Below are 22544 nucleotides of genomic sequence, written 5' to 3' on the forward strand. Positions count from 1 at the left end.
CCCGATTATCCCCGGTACCTATATCTGTGCCAATCTATTCTCGAATTCTCGAGAACTTTCAACAAATAACCTGGCTAGTTTCTCTAATTCGTCCCATTCTTCTAACTGTAATAAGGAAGAATTAACTAAAGACCCCCCAACACCAACTGCAATCGATCCTACTTCAAAGAAACTCTTAATATTTTTTAGTGAGATTCCACCCGTTGGCATGATTGGTATATCATTTAAAGGTCCCTTAATGTCTTTAATAAACTGTGAGCCGAGTGTATTAGCGGGGAACACCTTGATAATATCTGCTCCCCATTCGTAACCTCGATAGATCTCAGTTGGAGTAAATGCACCAGGGATCATTATTTTACCTTCTTTTTTTGTATATTCGATGGTTTCCCTATCTAATATTGGTGCAAATATAAAATCTGCTCCAGCTGCAATTGCTTCCTTTGCCTGCTGTTGTTCAACAACTGTTCCGGCCCCAATAACTGCCTTATCTCCATAAAGTCCCTTTAACTCATAGATTTTCTCTAATGATTTTTCTGAGTCCATTGTTACTTCTATTCCAGTAACACCACCAGCAATGAGGGATTCTACAAGCCGATTTACTTTACTTGGCTCTACTCGTCTAACAACCGCAACAATACCCGATGAAATCAGTTTGTTTAATTTAGAATTACTCATTTTACCCCTCCTATAAAAATATTATTCTATCTAGTTACCCGAGTATTAGAGTGGTTTGGGTCAATTTCATCCCAGTATGGATAGCCTTCAAAATCTCCTTCCACAGATAAAGCACGAGCTCCTATTCTGTTTCCTAATCTAATAGAATCATAATAATTCCAGCCTCTTAATAACCCGGAGATAACACCTGCAGCGAAACCGTCTCCAGCACCTACCGTATCCACTATCTCTTTTACTGGAAATCCAGGTACATACCCATCTTCACTTTGGGTAGCAAAGTATGCACCTTTTGCCCCTAATTTAACCACAACCAGGCTTGTACCCTTTTCTAAATAGAATTGTGCGATTTTTTCAGGTTCACTCTCACCAGTTAGAAGTTTCCCTTCATCAATTCCAGGCATGACTATGTCACATTCCTTAGCTATATCATTTAAGACCTCTTGCGCCTCTTCCTCTGACCACAATTTCAATCGAATATTTGGGTCGAAAACAAGATACTGATTTTCATTTCTTTTCACTAGATTTACTACCCTTTTAATCGCTTCTTTACTTGTAGAACTTAGGGCAGCTGTAATGCCAGTAAGATGTACAAATTTAGCCTGTTGAAAATAGCTAGGAACTATATCTTCTGCACTTAACTTGCTAGCTGCAGAATTATGTCGATAATAATAAATATTTGGGTCCCTACCAACAGTTCTTTCCTTAAAGAAAACACCAGTAGAATAATTCTCATCAAACAAGACCTGGGATGTATCTACTCCCTCACCACGAATCACATTACGGATATATATCCCAAATTCATCTTTTCCTAATTTACTAACCCATCCAACCCGATGACCTAGTCTAGTTAATGCGACCGCGACATTAGATTCAGCACCACCAATCATCTTGTTAAAGCGATTTATATAGCGGAGTGGTCCATTGGAATCTGGGGAAAGCAAAACCATGCTTTCTCCTAAAGTAATAACATCCATCTTAACCCCTCGATCCTGAATTATTCATAAAAAGATCTGTCATAAATCTGCCATCCAATGTTGAGGTATCATTAATTCCTAGTAAATCACCAATCGTTCTTCCAGCATCACTCATAAAATATGGCCCTGAAACTTGGGAATCACGATGATATCCTGTCTTACTAGTTCTTCCAGAGGCAACAAATATCCCCCAATTAGAAGAATGTTCTGTTCTAGCACTAGGAATCTGTGGACCATGGTTTGCCCCCGGTGAAGAAACCTTTGCAACTACATCCTTCTTATTTGTTCCCCATACAAACCCTTGACTATATGCAAATATTACATCTCCCATTAAAGGTCCCCAGTAACCAATTATAGATGCGTCTTGTTTTTTCAGAGTTAGTGCGCTAACTTGCTTACCTTCATAACTCCAAGTAGTTATAGCACGGAATACTTCCTGTTGAACAGCTTCATAATCTTCTAATGCAACGATACCATTTGGTTCTCTACCTTGAAGATTGACATAAATCTCTAATCCGCCTCTTTCATCTTTCAAGTAGGCCTTTGACTTCTCAAGAACCGGAGTTCCATATTCATCTAATACACAAAGCCCGCATTCTTCTAATCGTAAATAAACATCACAAAAATACGTATTTGGAACATCACCATGGTCAGAAGCCAATATTAAAGTCGTATCATCATCTTTCTCCTTCATGATCTTACCAATGGTTTTATCTAATAAGATATAGCTTTTCCACATATTTTCTTCATAAAGAATGGAATCCTTTTCAGAATAAAATGGAGATGCTGGATCATATTGTCCTAAACTTGTATGATGTGTTTCATCATTTATACGAAATACAGTTGCAAACAAGTCAAATCCCTTTTCATTTAATAAACATAGTGCAGCATTTGCTAACCAAGTAGCTTGATAGTTTGCTTCTTCAAAACTAGTCTCATGGTACATTTCAGTTGGTGATGCTTTGACTGTCCACGATTGTATAAACGGACCATTTCTATCGACTAATTCCATAGCTAAAGTATTATCACTAGAAATCTTAGCTAAATCTAATATTTGTGTTTGTATGATATCTAGTTCTTCTTGTTCCCTATTATAATGAACTAGTTTAAAACGAACTGTTCCTTCTACAGCATCATCTACATCAATGGTAACCCAATCTGACCAGCTATTAACCTGTACAGGAATTACCGTGTCCTTGTCCAATATCAACTTAATCTCTTCATCATTTACTAGATTAATGGATACTTCTTTATCCTTACCATTTGTTAACTGAATAGTAAAAGTAAATTCATCGTTAACTTTGGTAATAGAAGAACGATTATTTTTTTCATGGTGTGCAACCGTAGCTATTGGTGGCCAGCCTAATGATTCCTTTACCTCTTTTAATGGCCATTTATCTAGGTTCGTACTAAATACTCTTGGGGATGCCAGTTCAAAAGGGGCTTTTTCCTTCCCACCATAAAATGGTGCAAAACTAAAATGATTCGTCTCATCCACAGAAATAGAATTCGGAAAATGTACCAAAGCACACTTCTTACCCTCAGCTTGTGTAAGTCCAATTAAATGGTCATTATTTTGTTGAGGTAATGATTGACCTTTCCACGAGTTACCAGGAGCCTGTCCTGTTAGAAAAGAAACCCAGTTCACATCTCCCCATGTAGATATATAAGGAAGCAGTTCCGTTGTTGCTCCCTTCTCCATCATGTCTGATATGTTTGGAAGGTACCCCTCTCTAGCAAATTTATATACTAATTCTGGTATTAAACCATCCACTCCAAATAAAACTACTTTTTGTTCTGCCACTTTTTCCACACTCCTATCATTTAAAGACTTCAATCTTATATTCTTCGATGACTTCCCGATTAACATCAACCCCGATGCCTGGCTTTTGTGGAACAGCTACTTTTCCATTTTCCATGTTAATCGCATGAAAGATTAAATCCTCTCTGAAAGGATGATCTGATTGGTCATATTCAAGATAAGGCTGATCCGCATTAAGTGATAAAGGTGCAGGTGGTAAGGTTGCGATATACTGCATTGATGCCGCTAGTCCAATACCAGAACCCCATACATGTGGGATAACCATTGTATTCCATGCTTGTGCCATAGCGGCAATTTTTTTACACTCCGTAAAGCCCCCGGATGAACAAAGATCCGGTTGCAGAATATCTACTGCCTTTTGAGAAATCCAATGACGATAACCTATTTTTCCAAATAGATTTTCTCCAGTAGCCACGTATGTACTAGTTAGATTTTTTATTTCTTTATAACCTTCTATATCCTCTGGAGCTAGGGGCTCTTCGAAGAAATGAATATTAGCATCTTCTAATTCTAAGAGTAATCTTCTAGCTTGCGAGGAATTATACGCACCATTCGCATCTAGCATTATTTTAGGTTCGTTCCCTACTGCTTCCCGAATGGTATAGATATACTCTAGGTCGGTTTCTACACCGAATCCAATTTTCAACTTAAATGCCTCAAAGCCATTTGAAAGGTGCTCATTTGCTTCTTCAATTCCTGCCTGTAGGTATTCTTTTCCTTCTTTTCGATAAAATCCTGTTGCATAAGGTGTAATTTCATCGCGAAAATTCCCACCAATTAACTTACTAATCGGCTTGTTTAAGGCTCTTCCAATTACATCCCATAGTGCAATATCGACACCACTGATGGCATTAACAGCTGCGCCTCCACCAAAAGGTCTGGTAGCATTGTACATTTCCTCCCACAGCACTTCTACATCAAATGGGTCCCGTCCTAATAACCGTGGTTTAAAGCAATGCTCTACGAAAGATGCTGCAATTTCAGGAGGTTGTAAACCATGACAAAGGGATTCTCCCCAACCTACAATCCCTTCATCGGTAACAATTTCAACAATCATAGTACTTCTGTTTTTTACCCATCCTTGTGAAAAAGCAAATGGTTCATCTAATGGTTTCCTTAAAACATGAGTGATAATATCTGTGATTTTCATGAAACGACTCCCCCATTTATGATTTTTGTGTCTTGTTTAAATGTGATTTTGAAATTAGCACCTTAATGATCGGTAATAAAATGGATAAAACTGCAAGTACAATAAACACAAGTGAGATAGGCTTAGTTAAAAAGATCATATAACTTCCATCACTTATTGCAAGCGCCTGTCTAAATGATGTTTCCGCTATCGGACCGAGTACAATCCCTAGCAACATTGGTGTAACTGGAAAACCAAATTTCGGTAAAAAGTAACCAATTAATCCGAACACTAACATGACCCTAACGTCAAACATTGTATTATTAACTCCAAATGCACCTATAAAACAAAGAATTAATAACATAGGCATTAATAAATTGGTAGGCACTAGCTTAATCTTGGCAAATACCTTTGTAGTAAAAGAACCTTGAATAAACATAAAAATGTTAACTAGTAGTAACCCAAGCATAATGGTGTACATCATATCCGCATAGTTAACAAATAATTGTGGTCCCGGTGCCAATCCTTGCATCATAAGTGCACCTAACATGACAGCTGTGACAGTATCACCTGGAATCCCTAATGTAAGTAAGGGAATAAGTGTTGCTCCAGTCACACCATTATTCCCTGACTCAGCAGCAGCAATCCCATCCAATGAGCCTTTACCAAATTCTTCTTTATTCTTTGATGCTCTTCTAGCCTCGTTATAACTTAGGAACGAAGCAATCGCAGGTCCTGTACCTGGTATCGCACCAATAATCGTTCCAATGAAACTTGACTTTAACATGGTCTTTTTGAATTTCTTAATCATTGTTCGATAAGACATCACTACCTTATCGATATTACTAATTTTTTCATCTTTATGGATATGAGCTGTTTGTGCTTTTTTAACAATCTCAGAAATGGCAAATAATCCAATTAGTGCAGGAATAAGATTAATACCACCCATCATATAACTATCACCAAAAGAAAAACGAGGTAAACCACTTATTGGATCTAAGCCGACAGTTGCAATCAGCATCCCAAGGAGACCCATAATGATCCCTTTTCTTAAATTATCTCCACTAACACTGATAATCATTGTTAAACCAAAAAAAGCTAATGCGAAAAACTCTGGTGGCCCAAAGTTTAATGCAAACTTCGACAACTGTGGTGCAATTAATAGTAATGCTAAAGCACTAAATAATCCCCCTACAACAGAAGCAAGCAATGCCATTCGTAAAGCATCTGCAGCTTTTCCTTTTTCAGCAAGTGCATAACCATCAATAACAGTAGCCGCAGAAGCCGGAGTTCCTGGTGTATTAATTAAAATTGCGGATGCAGAACCACCATAAGTTCCTGCACAATAAATCCCTAATAGAAATAACATAGCTGTTGTTGGTTCTAACCCATATGTAACAGGTAGCATAAGGGCAACTCCCATTGTTGCAGTCAACCCGGGTAATGATCCGAATATAAATCCTAATACCACCCCCAAAATCATAAACAGCAATGTTTGGAATTCAAATATTGATAAAAGACTATTTATTAATACATCTCCCATATTATTCCCCCCTTACTAAGGTAGATTGATATACATAATATCCTCAAAGATAAAATTAACTAGAAAAATAAAAGCTACCATTATCACATATAAATACCATTTTCGAACGGAGAGCACCCACATTATGACAAACATACAAATAATAGATGCTATAATAAAATGAAAATAATCAATAATAAAGGAATAGAAGACGGTTATTAGAAAGACGATAATACCGGCAACCGGTTTTCCTCCTTCTTCCGAATTTGTTTCCCCTTCTGTTTTTGTTTCCTTTATAAAAAAAGTACTAATAAAGGAAATCCCACTGATTATCAAAATAAGGATTGCCAGAATACTAGGGAAAAAGTCTGGTCCAAAACTACTATTAGAATTAGCATTTGTTTGGATTTGCGCAGGAATAAGTACTTTCCAAAGCAAGATACTCCCTACTAGAAAAAACAACCATATATAACGTTCCCTTTTTTGTTTAGTTATCATGTTATACCACCTACTTTTTTTCAGTATAGAAAGGGTGATAATTTCTATCACCCTTCAAGATAAATTATTACTTGGAAAGCCCCATTTTTTCTATTACTGCTCCATGCTCTTCATGCTGAGCTTGCAATCGCTCCATTACCTCATCCCCACTAATTTCTTGTGGTGTTAGATTAGCAGTTTCTAAGAATTCTTGGTATCCAGGACTTTTCATTGCTTCATCAACAATTTCCTCTAATTTAGCAACCACATCATCTGGAGTTTCTTTTGATACAAGCAAGAATTTCCAAACACTCATATCAATAGGGAAACCTTTTTCTTCAAAAGTAGGTACATCTGGTAAGTCTTCAAAACGTTCTGGAGAGAAAATTCCTAGAATTCTTAGGTCCCCTGATTCAACGTGCTGCATAATTCCACCTGGGTGTGCAGCAGCTGTGTCAACATGTCCACCAAGTAAAGCTGTTATTGCAGGATTTTGACCTTCATATGCTACACTTTCAGCTTCGATTCCGGCCTGGTGAAAAAATCCAACTTGTGCTAAATCTGGTAATCCACCAGCCCCAGAGTGTGCATAGGTGATTCTAGTATCTGTATCAGCAATTAAATCATCTAAGGTTTCCCAAGGAGAGTCTGCGTTTACTACTAATACTATAGGTTCGTAGGTTAGCCCTTTTATTGCGCTAAAGTCATCAATAGAATACTGCACTTCTGTTAGGTGTGGTTGAGTTGTGAATACTCCTACCGCATCAAATAAAATCGTATGGGCATCTGGTTGTTGTGTTGCAACTTCTGTAGTTGCAATCGTACCACCAGCACCCTCTCGGTTTACGACTACTACATTTTGATCGACAACATTACTCATTGCTTCTGCTAATGCTCTAGCCGTCTGATCACTACTTCCACCTGCAGACCACGGTACAACAATTTCAATTGTTTCTGATGGAAAATCTTCACCAGATAACTCCTTATCACCTGAAGCATTTGAACTACAACCTATCAATGAAATAATTAATACGAATAATATCGGTAAAAATATCTTATTCATTTGAAAACCTCCATTTTTTTATTAGCCTGAAATTAGTTAAGTCATGTCCCCAATAATCTAGCTTTCCATCTTGTACTATCCATCACCGCCTTAAAAGAATTGACGTTCCGTATTAAGGAACACCGTTCCAATGTATATGTAAAAAATAAGTTATCGGAGTTTCAACTACTTTATCTGTATAACTTACTGATATCGCTTTCATACAATAGTAAAAAAATTGCCCAAAAGCTCCGATATTTTTTGAGAATAATAGAGAACCTCTTGTTTCATCAACTCAAACTTCTCATCATTTAGACGCATGATTGGTGCCGAAACACTAACAGCAGCAATGATATTTCCTTTATAATCAATTATCGGTGCCGCTATACACTTTACACCTACCTCGTGTTCTTCATTATCAATGGCATAGCCCTTACTCTTAATTCGCCTTAATTCAATAAACAAATCCTCTTTAGTAATTAATGTATTCTCTGTAAACTTAACCATAGGCTTTTCCTTAATAATTCTTTCGACATCCCACTCAGGCAAGTGAGCTAAGAATACTTTACCTACCCCAGTGCAGTGCATGGAAGCTCTTTTCCCTACTCTAGAATACATTCGAATTGTCTCAGGACTCTCTACTTTATCGATATAAACTACCTCATTATATTCCATCACTACAAGGTGGACGGTCTCACTTGTTTTTGTAGAAAGTTCCTTTAGTAAAGGTGAAGCAAGTTTACGAACATCTAGGTTCTCGCTCACGATATCTCCCAATTCCAGGAACTTTAGACCTAACTGGTAGCGTTCTGTTACAGAATCTTTTTTTACATAATTACCCTGTGATAAAGACATAAGTAATCGATGTACAGTACTCTTTGATACGCCTAACATGACAGATAAGTCTGTCACCCCTATACCATTTGGGTTATCTTTTAACTTTTCAATTATTTCTAATGCCCTATCAACCGACTGAACTGTCAGCACATTTGACATTACCATCATATGTCCCCCGATATAATGTCACCAACACCTCCCATGGTAAGCGGATACATTTGTGACTATTGTTAATTAAATCTATAGTTTTGATATTAGCATTATTTATAGTAAGATAAAAATAAATAATAGTTATAAGGTATAACCAAAAATTATATAAATTTAAACTTCAATCAGTAGAGGTATTACTGCCCGTTACATGTGGGATAAATATTGCTTTTTGTTCATATTAGAACATACATGTCAAGTCAAATAAGGGGAGAAAAATATGAACATAGAAACATTACGTATGTTTTGTTTAGTAGTAGATTTGGGTAGTATTAGTCAGGCTGCTAAATTATCTTATGTATCTCAGCCTGCTGTAACCAAGCAAATAAGACAATTAGAAGAAACCTATAAAGCAACTTTATTTAATAGAGTAGAAGGACGGCTATTATTAAATGAAAATGGCAAATTACTCTATCCAATAGCAAAATCAATAGTTTCAGACTTTGAACGTTCCAAAGAAGCTGTGCTAGATAATATCAACCAGCTAGAATCACAACTAAAGATTGGTGCTAGCTTTACTATCGGGGAATACTTACTACCCAAGCTATTAGGTCAATATAAAAAGCATTACTCAGATACAAAAATCACACTTATAGTGGATAACACACCTAACGTACTAGAGTCATTATCTAATGATGTAATAGATTTAGCATTAGTAGAAGGAAACGTGGAAAATAAAAACTTTAATGTAGAAGCTTTTGAGGAAGATCAACTAATACTCATTCATCCTATGGAACATAAATGGTCGAATAGAAATGTAATCAATATCCAAGAACTTGCAGAAGAGAAAATGATTTGGAGAGAACCTACTTCAGGAACAAGACTTATCATAGAGAGCTTTTTAAAGGAATACGGGATTTTAGATAGCCTGGAAAATTATATGGAATTAGGTAGTACGCAAGCAATTAAAAGTGCTGTAGAGGCTGGTCTTGGAATTAGTATTGTCTCAAGGGTCGCGGTACAGAGGGATTTAGAACAAGGTGTCTTTAAAGAAATTGAAATTAAAGATGCTTATTTCAAGCGAAATCTATGGTTAGTCAGAAAGAAAAGTAGATTTAGTAGACAAAGTTTGGATACTTTTGTTGAATTAATAAAAAATGTTCCAGTTATCTAGGGGTTATACCTATTAGTTATGGCCTATGACAAATATTAAATATGCAGTTTCATTAAAATTTGATACTTTGAGAGTATAGATTTTTTTGGAGGCTATTTTATGGATATAATGATAGGTATTTTGCTACTCACTATTGGAATATTCGCTGGTGGATATGGAACAATAGTGGGTGCTGGTGGAGGGTTTATTTTTGTACCAGCACTTTTATTATTGCTTGACCTAGATCCGCAGATTGCAGCTGGTTCGGGATTAGTTATTGTATTAATAAACTCATTATCAGGTATGTATGGTTATGCAAAACAAAAACTAATTAATTACAAAGTAGGAATCAAAATAATCATTGGTGCAATTCCCGGTGCAGTAGTGGGGGTATGGCTACTTTCACAATTATCTTCTCAATCCAATATATTTTATTGGACTTTTGCAAGCTTATTACTTGCACTCGGAATCTTTCTTTTCTTCAAAAATTCATCATCTAATTCGGATATCAAGAAAAAAGAAGAATCATTTACTCTTAACGCGAAGTGGTTTATTCCCTTGGGGCTTATAATGGGAATAATCTCGAGTTTTTTAGGTATCGGAGGAGGATGGCTTTTAGTCCCTATTCTCATTTACATATTTAAATTAAAAACTCACCAAGCAGCAGCAACATCTATATTCTCCTTAGGTATATATTCATTTGTTGGCGTCTCTTCACATATTTTCCATCAGAATATAGATTGGGTAATTGTATTATGGGGAGGTTTAGGTGTCATAGTGGGTTCACAACTAGGAGTTTTTATCGCAAAGAGATTACCTGGTAAAGTAATAATAAAAATGCTTTCCATTCTATTATGTATTATAGGTTTTAGAATGTATTTTAGTTAAATGAATAAACTATCTTAGTGGGGACGGTTCTCTTGCTTCTTTTAGAGGTAATTTTTACTTTTCCTATTAATGAAATATGCTGTCCGTTAATATTGAGGGACCTATCCGAGACCGGCACAGCATTTATTGGAAAATCACAAAAGGGAGTATAGTTCACTTTTCCCTATACTTCCCATTATTCAAAAATATTTATTTAACAAACTCGTAGCATTCAATCTAATACGCCCATCCTGAAACATTTTCTAATAATGTTGGAATACTTCACTTCACAATAATGTCTAACCTGGATAAGAATCATCAGGTGATCGAAGCAAATCAAACTTAATGATTGAAGTTAAGTAGATTATGGAGAAGTTCAGTTCCATTTTGCTAACACTGGTTACTTTGATGGTGAAGCTGTAAAAAAATACCAAGCAGCGCACAAAAAGAAATACGCTAACTCGGTGAGATAAGTTATAACCTCTATTCTATTTTCTACAAAGTGTAATCCTTTAAAAATTGCCTGGACTTTGTCTCACTTCCAGTTGTTACCAACCGCTTACCAAACGTATATAATAAACAATTCTCGCCTCGGGATTTGATCCAATGCGTAATATGGCCCTACCTAAAAAATCAGTTACTCACATAGGTCTTAAACCCTTCCAACGCCTCATCTAATTCTTCGTCAGTCAAAAGTTTAAATTCACTTAATAGTTTACTTCCATACGCTAACTCTGCAACCTCTTCAATAGTCTCAGCCCTACGATAAGCATCATCTAAAGTACTCCCTACAGCTACCACACCATGGTTTGCCAAAAGTACGCCATTAGTTTGGTTCTTTTCTAAAGTTTCAACTGCGTACTTTGCTAATTTTTCTGAACCATATCGTGCATACGGTGCAACAGGAACCTCTCTACCGATATCAGCGATAGTATAATGTACCGGTGGAATTGGCATATGAGCACAAGCAAACATTGTAGCAAACTTTGAATGTGTATGAACTATCGCTTCCACATTTGGATTTCCATAATAAATATTCGAATGCATTGGTGTCTCAGAGGAAGGATTTCGTGCTCCTTCCACGATGTCACCACTTGTTAAATCTACAACTAATACATCCTCTTCAGTCATTTCATCATAAGGTAACGCAGACGGAGTAATATACATTAGGTTTCCATCTCTTACACTTACATTTCCTGAAGTTCCCACGGTTAAACCACTGTTATAACACTTCTTAGCAAAATGAACCACTTCTAATTTAAAAGTCATTTCCTATCCACCCTTTATTCTAATATAATTGCATTTTTAATTACTTTTCCTTCACGATGACTAATAATTGCCTCTTCAATAAAATCAAGAGAATACTCTTTGTTAACGAAAATCTCTTCATCAATTTTCCCTTGGCATATTAAATCAAAAGCAGCCTTAACATACTTTGGTGTTGTATGAAAAATACCCTTAAGTGTTAATTGGGAGTAGTGTAATAGCTTGGTATCAACGGTAATAGTTGTACCTGATTTAGGTCCACCAAACAAGTTGACAATGCCACCTTTTCTTGCCATGAGAATAGTATTTTCCCATACTTCGGGTAAACCAACTGCTTCAATAGCAACGTCTACACCTCTATTGTCCTCCGTAAGTTCCTTAACTGCTTCAACAACGTCATCTACTTCAGAAATATTTACAATCTCAGATGCCCCTAACTTCTGGGCAGTTTTTAATCTTTCAACATTCAAATCTGTAGCAATAACACGTGCACCCTTCAAATTGGCAAGTGTAATAAAAAACAAACCAATAGGACCCGCACCATTCACGACAACTGTATCTCCAAGTTTTATATTTGATTCTTCAATGCCATACACCGCACAGGCTAATGGCTCTGTTAAAGCAGCGCTTTTAAAACTTACATTATCTGGAATACGGAAAGTATTTTGACTGACTATTCGTTGTGGAATTAATTGATATTCTGAAAAAGCTCCCCAATTAATAATTAAATCCTCGCACATCGAATGTTGTTCCTGTTTACAGTAGTAACATTCTTGACAAGGTGCAGTATTATGGGCGACAACTCGATCGCCTGGTTTAAATTTATCTACTCCTTCTCCCACAGATTCTACTATTCCTGCAGCTTCATGCCCAAATGGAATTGGGGGTTCTAATAAAGGATAGCCTCTCACATAGGTTTTTACATCTGTTCCACAAGTTAGTGCTACCTTATTTCTGATTACAATCTCTCCTTTTCCAGGTCTAGGAACAGAAATTGTCTCTAATTTTATTTCTCCGGGTCCATAGAAGGATGCTCGCTTCATTAACTTTTTTTCTTCTAATGTTTGCATATCAAATTCTCCTCTGTAAATATTATTACAACCATCAAATATTTGTTGGGTTGTTGGTACAAGTATGTTTATAAAATACATTCAAAATTATCAAAAAGACATCCAGGATAGCTGATTTGTATCAAGTCTCTACCACCTGGAACAGCAATCTTTTACATAGCTTTTTTATTACTTACCTCTCCTTTTTCAAACTCTCTTTTTCTCTGTTTAGGAATAAAGAACATGATATAAGAAACAATCGTGATAATAACTACTACAGCTACAGCTATTGCTAATCCCGCTGTCCATCCATTAATAGATACAAATGGTAGCATGAATAACCAAGCTAATAAGAATGACCCCCCTGCAATACTTGAGACTAAAGAAGATCCCTCTGGCATTGCAAAATTTGCCGCTTCTGCTAGTGCAGTTTGTAATGGAGCAATGAATGTTGCAATCATGAGCATCGTGCCCATGAAGAAGGCACCAATAATAGCTCCTCTTATAATATTTCCTCTACTCCAGACAATCGCCCAAACTGCATAGAAAGGCAATACGCTTAAATCAGCAAAAGGTAATAACTCATTAACACCAACAAAACTTAAAACTACAGCTAATAGCAAAGTAATCGGTACTAATAAAAGACCTGTGGCAACTGCAGCAGGATGACCAACAACTGTTGCAGAATCCAAACCAATTAGTAATTCTCTCCCAGGAAATCTCTTATTTAAGAAATCCCTTGCAGCATCGGAAATTGGTAACAAACCTTCCATAAGTAAACGGATCATACGTGGGAAAATTAACATAACTGCTCCAAGTGAAATTGACGTAGTAAGTATTGATCCAATTCCCTCCTCAACATTCCCATTTATTATCATCGGGAAAAATGCCAATAGGCCAATTACTCCACCTAGGATAGTACCTATCATAATTGGTTCCCCCATCACACCAAACCGTTTCTGAATTGTATCTGGATCCGCATTTAATTTGTTTAACCCTGGAACTTTGTCAATTACTTTATCAAGAAACATTCCTATTGGTGCCCAAGCCAACGTCTGCATATGTGGTAATGAGATACCAGGCATTCCAAAGAATTCCTGGACTTTAGGAGCAGTATAGTCTGCAAGCTTCAGTGTGATTAACAATGTTAGTAAAGCTATTCCAATCGACAATATAAAATTGTCTGTTGCTGCATAAATAAATGCAGCTCCAAAAATAAATTGCCAGTAATTCCACATGTCAATATTTAATGTTTTAGTAAACTTTAAGGCAATTAATACTATATTCAGTAATATTCCCAATCCAAATATCCAAGGTACAATATTTGTAGCGGAGAATGCTGCTGCAGCTGCAGTTGGCCATCCAGTATCCATAATAGATAAATTAATATTCAAATTTTCTACCATGCTACTAATGGCTGGGCCTAATGTCTTGACCATTAAATCAATGACTAAGTTTATCCCGATAAATCCAATCCCAACCGTTAGACCTGCTCTTAGTGCTTTACCAACCTTGACCCTAAATATAAGGGCCATAATAAATATAATGATTGGCATCATTATCGTAGCTCCTAAATCAAGAATGAAATTAATAACATTCATAATAGCATCCATAGATATTTCCCCCAGTAAAATTTAATTTTTTAAGGTTGAAATGATCTGTTCTTTAACCTCATCAACACCCAATCCCGTTAAAAAAGGCAGCCCCTTTAAAATAGGAACTTCAGTGTCTATACTTACAGGTGTCGTGCTTACCACAAGAGTCGGTTTTACAGAATCAATTTCATATTTTAGGCTAGATGCACTACATTGATAAAAGTCAACTTCTAAACCTGCATTTCTTACAATATCTTTTATTTTTTCTAAAACTGCAGTGGATGTTGCTACTCCAGTTCCACACGCTACAATTATTTTCTTCTTAGTTGACATCTAAATTACACCCTTTCATATATGACTAATGATAAGATTGGTTAGTTCTTCTGATGTTTTAAGTAATTTGATTTCCTTCATAATTGATTCTTGTTGCAATAGCTCCATTAATTTAGATAGAGAAGCTAGATGATCTTCGGGTTCTTTTAAAGCAAGCACTAACACAATATTTGCTGGTACAACCTCTTTTGGATTTTCCATGCTTTGAAATGGAATCGGATTGTTAGAGTAGGTCACAACTATAGAGGACTTAAATATATGTTCACATTCTGTATGCGGTATTGCTATTCCATAATCCCCCAACATAATTCCAGTGGGATATTTCTCTTCTCTTTTACATATGGATTGAAAAAACGTTTCTTTTACGTATCCTTTTTTAAAAAGCAGCTTAGCTACAGATTCAAGAAAGTCCTGCCTATTGGTCCCTTCAAACTGAAAAGGAATGTAATTTTGAATGACAATAGTATTTTCCAAATAATAACACCTCCCAACCGTTTTTTTGTAAGCGTTAACATTTAACGGTATAAAACATCAAAATTATCAATCTATTTTGATTTGTTTTATTGTACCATTGTTGTATTGTTGGGTCAACCTAAGTTATTAAAAAATTCTTATAATAATTCTGTGTAAAATCTGCTTCGATCTCCACGAATTATTGAACGTAAAAAACCTATTGGACGCTTATTATTATCATAGTCAATCCGATCAAGTAATAACGCAGGGTAACCTGTTTTAACTTGTAAATACTTACTTTCATACTCACGAATAAGAACCGGTTCAAAAATTTCTTTTGATGAAGATACAACAATGTCATATTTATCTCTCATATGATCAAATAATGAACTTTTCTCAATATCCTCTTTTTTCAGAGTTGGAACTATCTTTTTTGGTAGATATGTTGTTTCGAATATTAAAGGTTCTTCATTTGCACACCGAACCCTTACCAGTTCTAATACCATTTCATCAGTGTCCAGTTCCAGGACTTTAGCTACACTCTTTTTTACCTTTTTCTCCTCAATACTAACAATGATATCAAAAGGATTCATTCCAAGTTCCTTCATTACTTTACTAAAACTATAAAATTTAGTTAATGGTTGTTCATACTTTGGTCTCGATACAAATGTCCCTTTACCTTGCTCTCGATATAGCATCCCCTCATGAACAAGGTCTTCAATCGCTCTTTGTACAGTATTACGGCTAATATTATATTCTTTTGTAAATACACTTTCCGAAGGAATTTTGTCACCGTAGTTCCACTTGCCGGACTCTATTTCCTCTTTAATTATTTCTTTTAATTGATGATACAGTGGTACAAAAGAATCATTAGAAAGGCTTTTCGACATAATATCCTCTTCTTTCATTTATATTATTCAAAATAATTATAACAAATTTCAGACTTCCTTTGAAATATGAGAACATTTCGAAGCCTTACCTTCTTGTCCTTATAAATTAATTCTCACTTATTCAATTTAGGAAGCAAAAGGAATCTTCATTAATATACTTTAAGAAAACTTGCAATATCATTAATTTAACAATGGAAATAAAATAACTTCGGTAGGTAAAACCTGAAAATATTGACTAATTGCATGCTTTATATGACTTATCACACCTTAGATGAATAACCGTAAGTAAATCAACGAGATAGCCTGGTCTTTCAGTCTATACAGGCTATTACCCAACGATATATATTCTATTATTTCAACATATAGTTCCAAATTCCTGCTTAAAATGATAAATTATTCTGTAGACTCCCAGAATTAACTACCATGTATCTAATTCAGAACCCACATAAGAAACAAAACTAGATTCTACTACAAAAATATTCAATATAAAATATTTAGTTACTATTCATTATACAGAATGAACAATATCTAAAAAGGAGTTTAATAAATGTACAAGTGCACCAACTGCGGTAAAACCATCAGCATCCCTTCCCACAATGCAATATGTCAGGATTGTCAATTTGCTACAAGTAAGCGGAAAGACTCTGACAGATATGGAGTGGGATTTTATGCTACACGTAATGAAAAGAAGCTACAGCAAGAAAAAGAAAAAAGAATGAAAGAGTTGTCAAATAAGTACAAAAGCACCTATACTCCAACATATCAGTATTGCCCAGTCTGTCATACAAAAGAATTAGAGCATCAGCCCTATTGTAGTAACTGCTCTTACTCGTTTCACAACAAACAAGCTCAATTTTGCCCAAACTGTAAAGGTATGAGAAAGAACAGATATTGCTCATGCGGATATTCGTTTGTTCATAACAAAGAAATCAGGTTGACCATTGAAATAATTTCTGTTAATAGAAAGAATACCTATGGAGTAAAGCCACTTGATCCTTTGTATGTTAACAAAGTAAGAAAATATGCTTCTTCCTCCTATGAAACGGTTGTATCTTTAAAGAACAGAACTTATCTGACTACACTCGAAAAATCGACTAATTCTTATAAGAACATTTTAAACGGCTATGTAATTGAAGTGGAAAAAGATAAGGTTGTAATAGGTATATCTGATGTACCTTCCGATTATCTTATACCTGAAATCAAGAAGCTTTTTGATGAAAGAAATAAAGCAAAAGAACAGAAAAAAATGGAAGAATCTATTAAACATCAAAAACTAATAGTTCAAAGAAGTAACTTAGATAAAATAGGAATAAGACACACATATTGTTGGTCTTGCCCTCAACATCGCTCTCTATCCACACTAACACATTTAATCTGTAATAGGTGTAATTGGTTGGTTTGTGATTGTAGTGCATGTGGGTGTAGTAAATGAGAGATTACATATTTTAAAGATTACTAGAGCCTTTATCTTCCATTTTCCATAAATATAATCTAATAATGAATTACCGTAAAACTTCAATGCTAATAGGCTCACTTTTCTTAAAGTTTGTTAGAAAATAAAGAGATTGCCAAACCAACTATTAAGCAAGTTGGTTTGGCAATCTTCTTTAGTTATTAATAGTTAATTATTAATTACTGAGGAAGTAACTATTAATATATCTTTCCTAAATTTAATAGAAGCTATTAAGCTCCGTTCTGTCCGCCATTTTGGTCGGGGCCATTGTCATTATCATCAATTGGGCATTCTTGGATCAATAGAACTAACAACTGATTCTTCAAGAAGATAAGTTTCAAAATCTTCTCGATTGTTGGTAAATCATTTGGTATAGAGCTGTTATCTGTAACAGCTGCTAATAATTCAGCTAAAGCATTTTCCATTGCTACTACAGGAGTAACTAATGGACATTCATCTACTGGTGGCTCTGGTGGAACATTTGTACATTGCCACGTATCAGAAGCACAACCACTTGCATCATTTGGACCTGCACTTCTTACGTGTACTGCTGCAAGAGTACCCTCTAGATCCTCTTCAGTAAATGTTCCTGTTGTCCGACAAACTTGTAGGGTTGCGGATTGACCAAATCCAAGTGGGGTACTTGGATCTGTACTGAAACGATATCTTAGAAAGTTCATAATACCTCCACAACCAGGGAATGGTCCACCTACGGTAAAATCCCAGTTAGCAGTTGTATCTGGACCCTCTACAAGCGTAACACCAAGGCCAATGTCTAAGTTAAAGTAAAAATCACTGATTGCTGATCCTGGAGTGGTGTTTGTTAGCGTAAAAGTAATACAGGTTCCACCATCTGATATGTTTGCTGTTACATTTGCTGAAATGGGAAATGGGTTCTGTTCATCAGTAAAGCCTGATGGAGTTGTAATACATACCATTTACTTTTTCCTCCTTATTAAAATAATCAGGATCTTTTTCATCCTGTTAGTTTCAAAATATGTAAATCTTTCATTTTGGTTTAGTTGATTGGCTCACTAAACTGCCTTTTTTCCAAAAAATAGATAAAGTAACTAGATTTTACGCGTCTATCAACTTCTCCATTATTTGCAATATCCTCAGATCGAGTACCGAACACTAATAAATCGGCAAGTTAATTTTTTTTGTTTTTTCTACTTATAGATTGATAACACGAAATGGTAAGGTGAATTATTTAAAAAAATGGTTTGAATCTAAATAAACTATTTTTTTTAGGCAAAATAATCTATTATTTTTAGGCAAAGGTATATGCAGAATCTAATAAGGGACATATGATGTAATGATAATGGAGTAGAGAGGGGAGGAATATAATATGAGCTTAATTCCCCATATAGGAGGGTTTGAAGAGGATGAGGAATCCTTTGATTACGAAAGACTTGGCAGATCCATTAGTTTACCAGAAAGTATGTCAATTCACGAGTCTATTGCTGGGATGGAGACTGCTTTAGCTAGCTTACTTCAGACCGAAGTAGATATCTTAAACAATCATTCGACGAAATGGTCAAAGGAAGAGATTTCAGCTTATACAAAGCATCTCGAAAAAATAATGAAGAAAATCATACTAAAGGAAATTGTCATGATTTTATTACTAGATAAAGAGGATAAACCTAAGAAAAAATGCAAAAAACATGATCATGATAACCATCCAAAATGCTGCAGAAATCACCATAAGCACAAGGATCACAAGTGTTGTGATTGCTTTTCTTGGTAAAGTAGAACCATATTCAACCATCAACTATCAACTAACACCAAATCCATTACTATATACGAACGATAGTAGTCTATATTCTACAATATAACACCCTATGGACGCGTCCCACTCAGAATTATTACTTTTTAAAAATGCTATTGGTAGAAAGGAGTGTACCTATTTTGGATTCTTCACACAAATGTACTAAAGGCAAGGGATGTATTAAAGATACATTAAAAGAAATATTAGAAGCTCAACAAAAAGTTCAATGGTCTCATGATGTTGCATGCGATGAAATTGATAAATTATTACATCCTGATCATGGAAAAAAGAACCTCAAAAATACAGTACCATTTATTCTTTATACAAAAGAGGGTTGCCCATTCAAAGCTGACGGTGTAACGACATTTGACTGTAAATGCTGTAATAGTGAAAAATTTAAATGTATCTCAACTTTTATATTTCGATTATCAGGTCTAAAAGAAGATTGTGCTATTCTTGAGTTATTAACCTTTAAACATGACCAAAAATGTAGTCCAAGTAGCCCATGTGATCAACTCGATTGTGAAAAAGTTGAAGATTTAATTCGTACAGGGATTTGCATCAAGATTGATCTAGACTGCTTATGTTCAATTTTTTGCTTACCAGCTGTTCATTTAGACCCAAGAAAAACTTAACATACAGTTAAATCACTTGGCTTTTTAGAGTAAGGTATAAAATAATTCACTTATGTTAGGTGCTAAAGTTTCATAAGTAGTCAATTGAACTTTCCGGGGACAATCGGAGGTTTTACGAGGAAGAAGGCACAATTAGTGGACATATCTGCTTATTGTGCCTTCTTATAGCTATATGAAACCGACTACTTCCTTCTATGAGCGGTGATATCTTTAAAGAACAGATATTATTTGAATACATTCGGATAAACTACTAATTCTTATAATTAAGATGCTAAATGGCTATGTGATTGCAGTGGAAAATGATAAGTTTGTAATAGGTATATCTGATTATCTTTTGCCTGAGAAAAAAATCAAAGAATCTATTAAACATCTAAAACTAATCGTTCAAAGATGTAAACTAGATAAAATAGGACTACGACACATATATTGTTGCTCTTGCCCCCAACATCGCTCTCCATCCACATTAATTCATTTAATCTGTAATCAGTGTAATGGGTTGGTTTGCGATTGTGTGCATGTGGGTGTAGCTAATGACACTTCACTGATGTTTCAAATAAAAATAGACGTGATTCTTATCATTATAAAATGATAAAGATATCACGCCTATCTTTATTTACTCTACCATTCTATCTAAAAGATGACGATTATGGCCAATACCAATACTGTGCTCCATATGGATATTCTATCCTGCTATCTATGTGGGTGTAGGTACTTCCATTATAAACTCCACTAAAGCCCGAAGACCTGGCTGCACTCCTAAGAGTTGTTAAGGAAACACCGGAAGATTTAATATCCGATGCAATTCCGTATGTGTGTTGACTGTTTGAAGAGCTACCTGGAATACTGTTATTGTGGGACACGCTTCTGAATCCAGAGTTGATTGTTATTGGCTTGTTTCCTATCTTAACACGTACTGCTTCTAGCTTATACATCATTCTACGTACATTTTCTTTAACCGTGGTCGATGAGACTCTCCCACCGCTAAAACCACTTCCATCCTTTGAATAAAATTCACTATAATTAAAATGTTTCGTTCCATTTGAACGTTCTAATTCATTTAGTTTTGCTTGTGTAGCTGGACCAACAATTCCATCAGGTGCTAATCCATATGCTCTTTGAAAACGGATTACAGCAGCTTTTGTCGCAGGACCAAACTGGCCATCGGTAGCAAGATAGGTCCTTGTAGGAGAATCGGCTACCCATCCAGCCACTCTAATTTGTAATTCCAGTACATCAGAACCACTGGAGCCTTCACTTAATGTACGAGTCCAATTATAGGCAGATGCTTCATCTGTACTTATAATGGACATGGCTAGTGTAAACATTAGCGTAAAACCAACAATAGTAATGAACTGTTTAAAAGCCTTTTTCATCTTACTTACCTCCTAAGATTATTTTTTTGTTAAATCTCGGAAGTCCATATTACATTACTAAACTATTATATTTTTTCATTACACCCCCTTACCATAATTGAATACATTGCATTATGTAATTCCGGGTGTCTATGAATAGGTTACCATGCAAAGGACAAGTAAGATATTCGTCAAAGGTGCTAAAAATACATAAGGACTTCTGCTTGATTGACAAGACCTGGGTAAGACTAGGGGACTAAATTTTTAGAGGAAATGGAACTAGTCTAGTTCAAAATTTTAAAAGGAAAAGTTGGACTATGGAGCACTTCTTAGTTTTTTCATTTTTTTGGCGAGTTTATTTTGAAGTGACAGGTAACAATTCGACAAATTCTTTGAAGCTGAAATACCCTTTATAGTCCTATTTCAAGGACAAACTACATATCTTTTATTTAAAAAGAGTATTCACTGATGTATACGATGGAGGTATTCAATGTACAAATGGACTGGTTTGCTAGTTATTTGTTTGTTCATTCTTAGTGGATGTATGGATTCAGCATCATTTAATGATGAAGATATTGCAGCAATAGTAAGGGGAGAAGAGATTACAATTGGTTACTTGCGTATGCTATATCCTGATGAAGAAATAGTTAGTATGATGGATGAGGTTGTTATAGCAAAGTTGGCTGAACAGGAAGTAAAAAAGATGAAAGTCGACGCATCCGAGCATATTAATAAAATTGTAGAATCATATGGTCAGTATCCTCAGGAAGAAACACAAGGGGCAGAAGCTGAATCGATTCGTGCATTTGCTGATGCACAGGCTAAGAAACTTGGAATGGATCCGAGCGATTACTATAAAAAGTATACCGAAATTTCTACTGAAATGGTTGGGTATATTAATGCTTATACTTCAGAGTTTTTGGGTGAATTAGGGGAAGATGAATTCGGTATAGAAGAATATGCCGAACATGCTAATCAGTTGTTGGAGGATTTAGTAGAGCAAAATCGAGATAGGATTGAGATAATGATTAAATAAATATAGGGAATTTGCGGGATAGTACCTTGGCTCATTATGCCAAGGTACCTAGCATAGTAAAAAGGTTAT

General features: G+C 35.5%; 22 protein-coding genes. 6 read left to right on the plus strand and 16 right to left on the minus strand.

The features are described 5' to 3' along the window. Window positions 1-18 precede the first annotated feature (18 nt). From TY11_RS04945 to TY11_RS04980, 8 genes are all read right to left on the minus strand, one after another. Window positions 19-675 carry a bifunctional 4-hydroxy-2-oxoglutarate aldolase/2-dehydro-3-deoxy-phosphogluconate aldolase gene (locus TY11_RS04945; RefSeq protein ID WP_042143548.1) on the minus strand — a complete coding sequence of 219 codons (657 nt, stop codon included), beginning with the start codon at window positions 673-675 and terminating at the stop codon, window positions 19-21. 26 nt (window positions 676-701) lie between these two features. Further along, window positions 702-1649, minus strand: coding sequence for a sugar kinase (locus TY11_RS04950; RefSeq protein ID WP_042143555.1), 948 nt, complete (start codon window positions 1647-1649; stop codon window positions 702-704). A gap of 1 nt (window position 1650) precedes the next feature. Next, on the minus strand, window positions 1651-3453 hold the full coding sequence (locus TY11_RS04955) for an alkaline phosphatase family protein (protein ID WP_042143557.1): 1803 nt from the start codon (window positions 3451-3453) through the stop codon (window positions 1651-1653). Window positions 3454-3469: 16 nt separating this feature from the next. Beyond that, complete coding sequence (locus tag TY11_RS04960) at window positions 3470-4621, minus strand: mandelate racemase/muconate lactonizing enzyme family protein (protein ID WP_042143559.1); 1152 nt, start codon at window positions 4619-4621, stop codon at window positions 3470-3472. 16 nt (window positions 4622-4637) lie between these two features. Next, window positions 4638-6143: a tripartite tricarboxylate transporter permease gene (locus TY11_RS04965; protein WP_042143561.1), complete on the minus strand. Its 1506-nt coding sequence runs from the start codon at window positions 6141-6143 to the stop codon at window positions 4638-4640. Between the two features lie 15 nt (window positions 6144-6158). Then, on the minus strand, window positions 6159-6620 hold the full coding sequence (locus TY11_RS04970) for a tripartite tricarboxylate transporter TctB family protein (protein ID WP_042143564.1): 462 nt from the start codon (window positions 6618-6620) through the stop codon (window positions 6159-6161). 67 nt (window positions 6621-6687) lie between these two features. Further along, window positions 6688-7662 (minus strand): tripartite tricarboxylate transporter substrate binding protein, encoded by a 975-nt coding sequence (locus TY11_RS04975; RefSeq protein ID WP_052345735.1) that lies wholly within the window; start codon window positions 7660-7662, stop codon window positions 6688-6690. Between the two features lie 198 nt (window positions 7663-7860). Beyond that, the gene (locus TY11_RS04980; RefSeq protein ID WP_231495780.1) at window positions 7861-8643 is read right to left on the minus strand and encodes an IclR family transcriptional regulator; all 783 of its coding nucleotides are present in this window, start codon (window positions 8641-8643) and stop codon (window positions 7861-7863) included. Between the two features lie 262 nt (window positions 8644-8905). On the opposite strand from TY11_RS04980, the gene TY11_RS04985 reads away from it, so the two are divergent. Both TY11_RS04985 and TY11_RS04990 read left to right on the plus strand, forming a co-directional pair. Next, window positions 8906-9799, plus strand: a complete 894-nt coding sequence (locus TY11_RS04985; protein WP_042143566.1) for a LysR family transcriptional regulator — start codon at window positions 8906-8908, stop codon at window positions 9797-9799. A 99-nt stretch (window positions 9800-9898) separates the two neighbouring features. Continuing rightward, window positions 9899-10666: a sulfite exporter TauE/SafE family protein gene (locus TY11_RS04990; RefSeq protein ID WP_042143569.1), complete on the plus strand. Its 768-nt coding sequence runs from the start codon at window positions 9899-9901 to the stop codon at window positions 10664-10666. 612 nt (window positions 10667-11278) lie between these two features. On the opposite strand, the gene TY11_RS04995 is transcribed toward TY11_RS04990, so the two are convergent. From TY11_RS04995 to TY11_RS05020, 6 genes are all read right to left on the minus strand, one after another. After that, complete coding sequence (locus TY11_RS04995) at window positions 11279-11914, minus strand: class II aldolase/adducin family protein (RefSeq protein ID WP_042143570.1); 636 nt, start codon at window positions 11912-11914, stop codon at window positions 11279-11281. 14 nt (window positions 11915-11928) lie between these two features. Next, complete coding sequence (locus TY11_RS05000) at window positions 11929-12981, minus strand: zinc-binding dehydrogenase (protein ID WP_231495781.1); 1053 nt, start codon at window positions 12979-12981, stop codon at window positions 11929-11931. Between the two features lie 152 nt (window positions 12982-13133). Next, window positions 13134-14573 (minus strand): PTS galactitol transporter subunit IIC, encoded by a 1440-nt coding sequence (locus tag TY11_RS05005; RefSeq protein WP_197025058.1) that lies wholly within the window; start codon window positions 14571-14573, stop codon window positions 13134-13136. A 21-nt stretch (window positions 14574-14594) separates the two neighbouring features. Then, complete coding sequence (locus tag TY11_RS05010; protein WP_042143573.1) at window positions 14595-14888, minus strand: PTS sugar transporter subunit IIB; 294 nt, start codon at window positions 14886-14888, stop codon at window positions 14595-14597. A gap of 15 nt (window positions 14889-14903) precedes the next feature. Then, window positions 14904-15362, minus strand: coding sequence for a PTS sugar transporter subunit IIA (locus tag TY11_RS05015; protein ID WP_052345736.1), 459 nt, complete (start codon window positions 15360-15362; stop codon window positions 14904-14906). 137 nt (window positions 15363-15499) lie between these two features. Then, the gene (locus TY11_RS05020) at window positions 15500-16231 is read right to left on the minus strand and encodes a GntR family transcriptional regulator (RefSeq protein ID WP_042143579.1); all 732 of its coding nucleotides are present in this window, start codon (window positions 16229-16231) and stop codon (window positions 15500-15502) included. 547 nt (window positions 16232-16778) lie between these two features. Here TY11_RS05020 and TY11_RS05025 point away from each other — a divergent pair. Then, on the plus strand, window positions 16779-17663 hold the full coding sequence (locus TY11_RS05025) for a hypothetical protein (RefSeq protein WP_042143581.1): 885 nt from the start codon (window positions 16779-16781) through the stop codon (window positions 17661-17663). 251 nt (window positions 17664-17914) lie between these two features. On the opposite strand, the gene TY11_RS05030 is transcribed toward TY11_RS05025, so the two are convergent. Next, on the minus strand, window positions 17915-18622 hold the full coding sequence (locus TY11_RS05030; protein WP_042143583.1) for a hypothetical protein: 708 nt from the start codon (window positions 18620-18622) through the stop codon (window positions 17915-17917). Between the two features lie 410 nt (window positions 18623-19032). On the opposite strand from TY11_RS05030, the gene TY11_RS05035 reads away from it, so the two are divergent. Together TY11_RS05035 and TY11_RS05040 are read left to right on the plus strand one after the other, a co-directional pair. Beyond that, window positions 19033-19431 (plus strand): hypothetical protein, encoded by a 399-nt coding sequence (locus TY11_RS05035; RefSeq protein WP_042143585.1) that lies wholly within the window; start codon window positions 19033-19035, stop codon window positions 19429-19431. 161 nt (window positions 19432-19592) lie between these two features. Continuing rightward, a complete protein-coding gene (locus tag TY11_RS05040; RefSeq protein WP_052345737.1) occupies window positions 19593-20087 on the plus strand; it encodes a CotY/CotZ family spore coat protein in 495 nt (164 codons plus the stop codon). Window positions 20088-20731: 644 nt separating this feature from the next. Here TY11_RS05040 and TY11_RS21030 read toward each other — a convergent pair. Then, a complete protein-coding gene (locus tag TY11_RS21030) occupies window positions 20732-21460 on the minus strand; it encodes a D-Ala-D-Ala carboxypeptidase family metallohydrolase (RefSeq protein WP_052345738.1) in 729 nt (242 codons plus the stop codon). 469 nt (window positions 21461-21929) lie between these two features. On the opposite strand from TY11_RS21030, the gene TY11_RS05050 reads away from it, so the two are divergent. Further along, window positions 21930-22475, plus strand: a complete 546-nt coding sequence (locus tag TY11_RS05050; protein ID WP_042143588.1) for a hypothetical protein — start codon at window positions 21930-21932, stop codon at window positions 22473-22475. Window positions 22476-22544: the final 69 nt, after the last annotated feature.

The organism is Paucisalibacillus algeriensis, assembly GCF_000577245.1.
Lineage (GTDB): Bacteria > Bacillota > Bacilli > Bacillales > Amphibacillaceae > Ornithinibacillus.

What these genes read in the sequence shown, in the direction of transcription:
- TY11_RS05000 (WP_231495781.1), bottom strand. Translation starts at nt 12,981, where the DNA reads ATGCAAACATTAGAAGAAAAAAAGTTAATGAAGCGAGCATCCTTCTAT.
- TY11_RS04975 (WP_052345735.1), bottom strand. Translation starts at nt 7,662, where the DNA reads ATGAATAAGATATTTTTACCGATATTATTCGTATTAATTATTTCATTG.
- TY11_RS05025 (WP_042143581.1), top strand. Translation starts at nt 16,779, where the DNA reads ATGTACAAGTGCACCAACTGCGGTAAAACCATCAGCATCCCTTCCCAC.
- TY11_RS05030 (WP_042143583.1), bottom strand. Translation starts at nt 18,622, where the DNA reads ATGGTATGTATTACAACTCCATCAGGCTTTACTGATGAACAGAACCCA.
- TY11_RS04995 (WP_042143570.1), bottom strand. Translation starts at nt 11,914, where the DNA reads ATGACTTTTAAATTAGAAGTGGTTCATTTTGCTAAGAAGTGTTATAAC.
- TY11_RS04965 (WP_042143561.1), bottom strand. Translation starts at nt 6,143, where the DNA reads ATGGGAGATGTATTAATAAATAGTCTTTTATCAATATTTGAATTCCAA.
- TY11_RS04960 (WP_042143559.1), bottom strand. Translation starts at nt 4,621, where the DNA reads ATGAAAATCACAGATATTATCACTCATGTTTTAAGGAAACCATTAGAT.
- TY11_RS05035 (WP_042143585.1), top strand. Translation starts at nt 19,033, where the DNA reads ATGAGCTTAATTCCCCATATAGGAGGGTTTGAAGAGGATGAGGAATCC.
- TY11_RS04990 (WP_042143569.1), top strand. Translation starts at nt 9,899, where the DNA reads ATGGATATAATGATAGGTATTTTGCTACTCACTATTGGAATATTCGCT.
- TY11_RS05020 (WP_042143579.1), bottom strand. Translation starts at nt 16,231, where the DNA reads ATGTCGAAAAGCCTTTCTAATGATTCTTTTGTACCACTGTATCATCAA.
- TY11_RS04985 (WP_042143566.1), top strand. Translation starts at nt 8,906, where the DNA reads ATGAACATAGAAACATTACGTATGTTTTGTTTAGTAGTAGATTTGGGT.
- TY11_RS05010 (WP_042143573.1), bottom strand. Translation starts at nt 14,888, where the DNA reads ATGTCAACTAAGAAGAAAATAATTGTAGCGTGTGGAACTGGAGTAGCA.
- TY11_RS04950 (WP_042143555.1), bottom strand. Translation starts at nt 1,649, where the DNA reads ATGGATGTTATTACTTTAGGAGAAAGCATGGTTTTGCTTTCCCCAGAT.
- TY11_RS04945 (WP_042143548.1), bottom strand. Translation starts at nt 675, where the DNA reads ATGAGTAATTCTAAATTAAACAAACTGATTTCATCGGGTATTGTTGCG.
- TY11_RS21030 (WP_052345738.1), bottom strand. Translation starts at nt 21,460, where the DNA reads ATGAAAAAGGCTTTTAAACAGTTCATTACTATTGTTGGTTTTACGCTA.
- TY11_RS05005 (WP_197025058.1), bottom strand. Translation starts at nt 14,573, where the DNA reads ATGGATGCTATTATGAATGTTATTAATTTCATTCTTGATTTAGGAGCT.
- TY11_RS04970 (WP_042143564.1), bottom strand. Translation starts at nt 6,620, where the DNA reads ATGATAACTAAACAAAAAAGGGAACGTTATATATGGTTGTTTTTTCTA.
- TY11_RS05050 (WP_042143588.1), top strand. Translation starts at nt 21,930, where the DNA reads ATGTACAAATGGACTGGTTTGCTAGTTATTTGTTTGTTCATTCTTAGT.
- TY11_RS04980 (WP_231495780.1), bottom strand. Translation starts at nt 8,643, where the DNA reads ATGGTAATGTCAAATGTGCTGACAGTTCAGTCGGTTGATAGGGCATTA.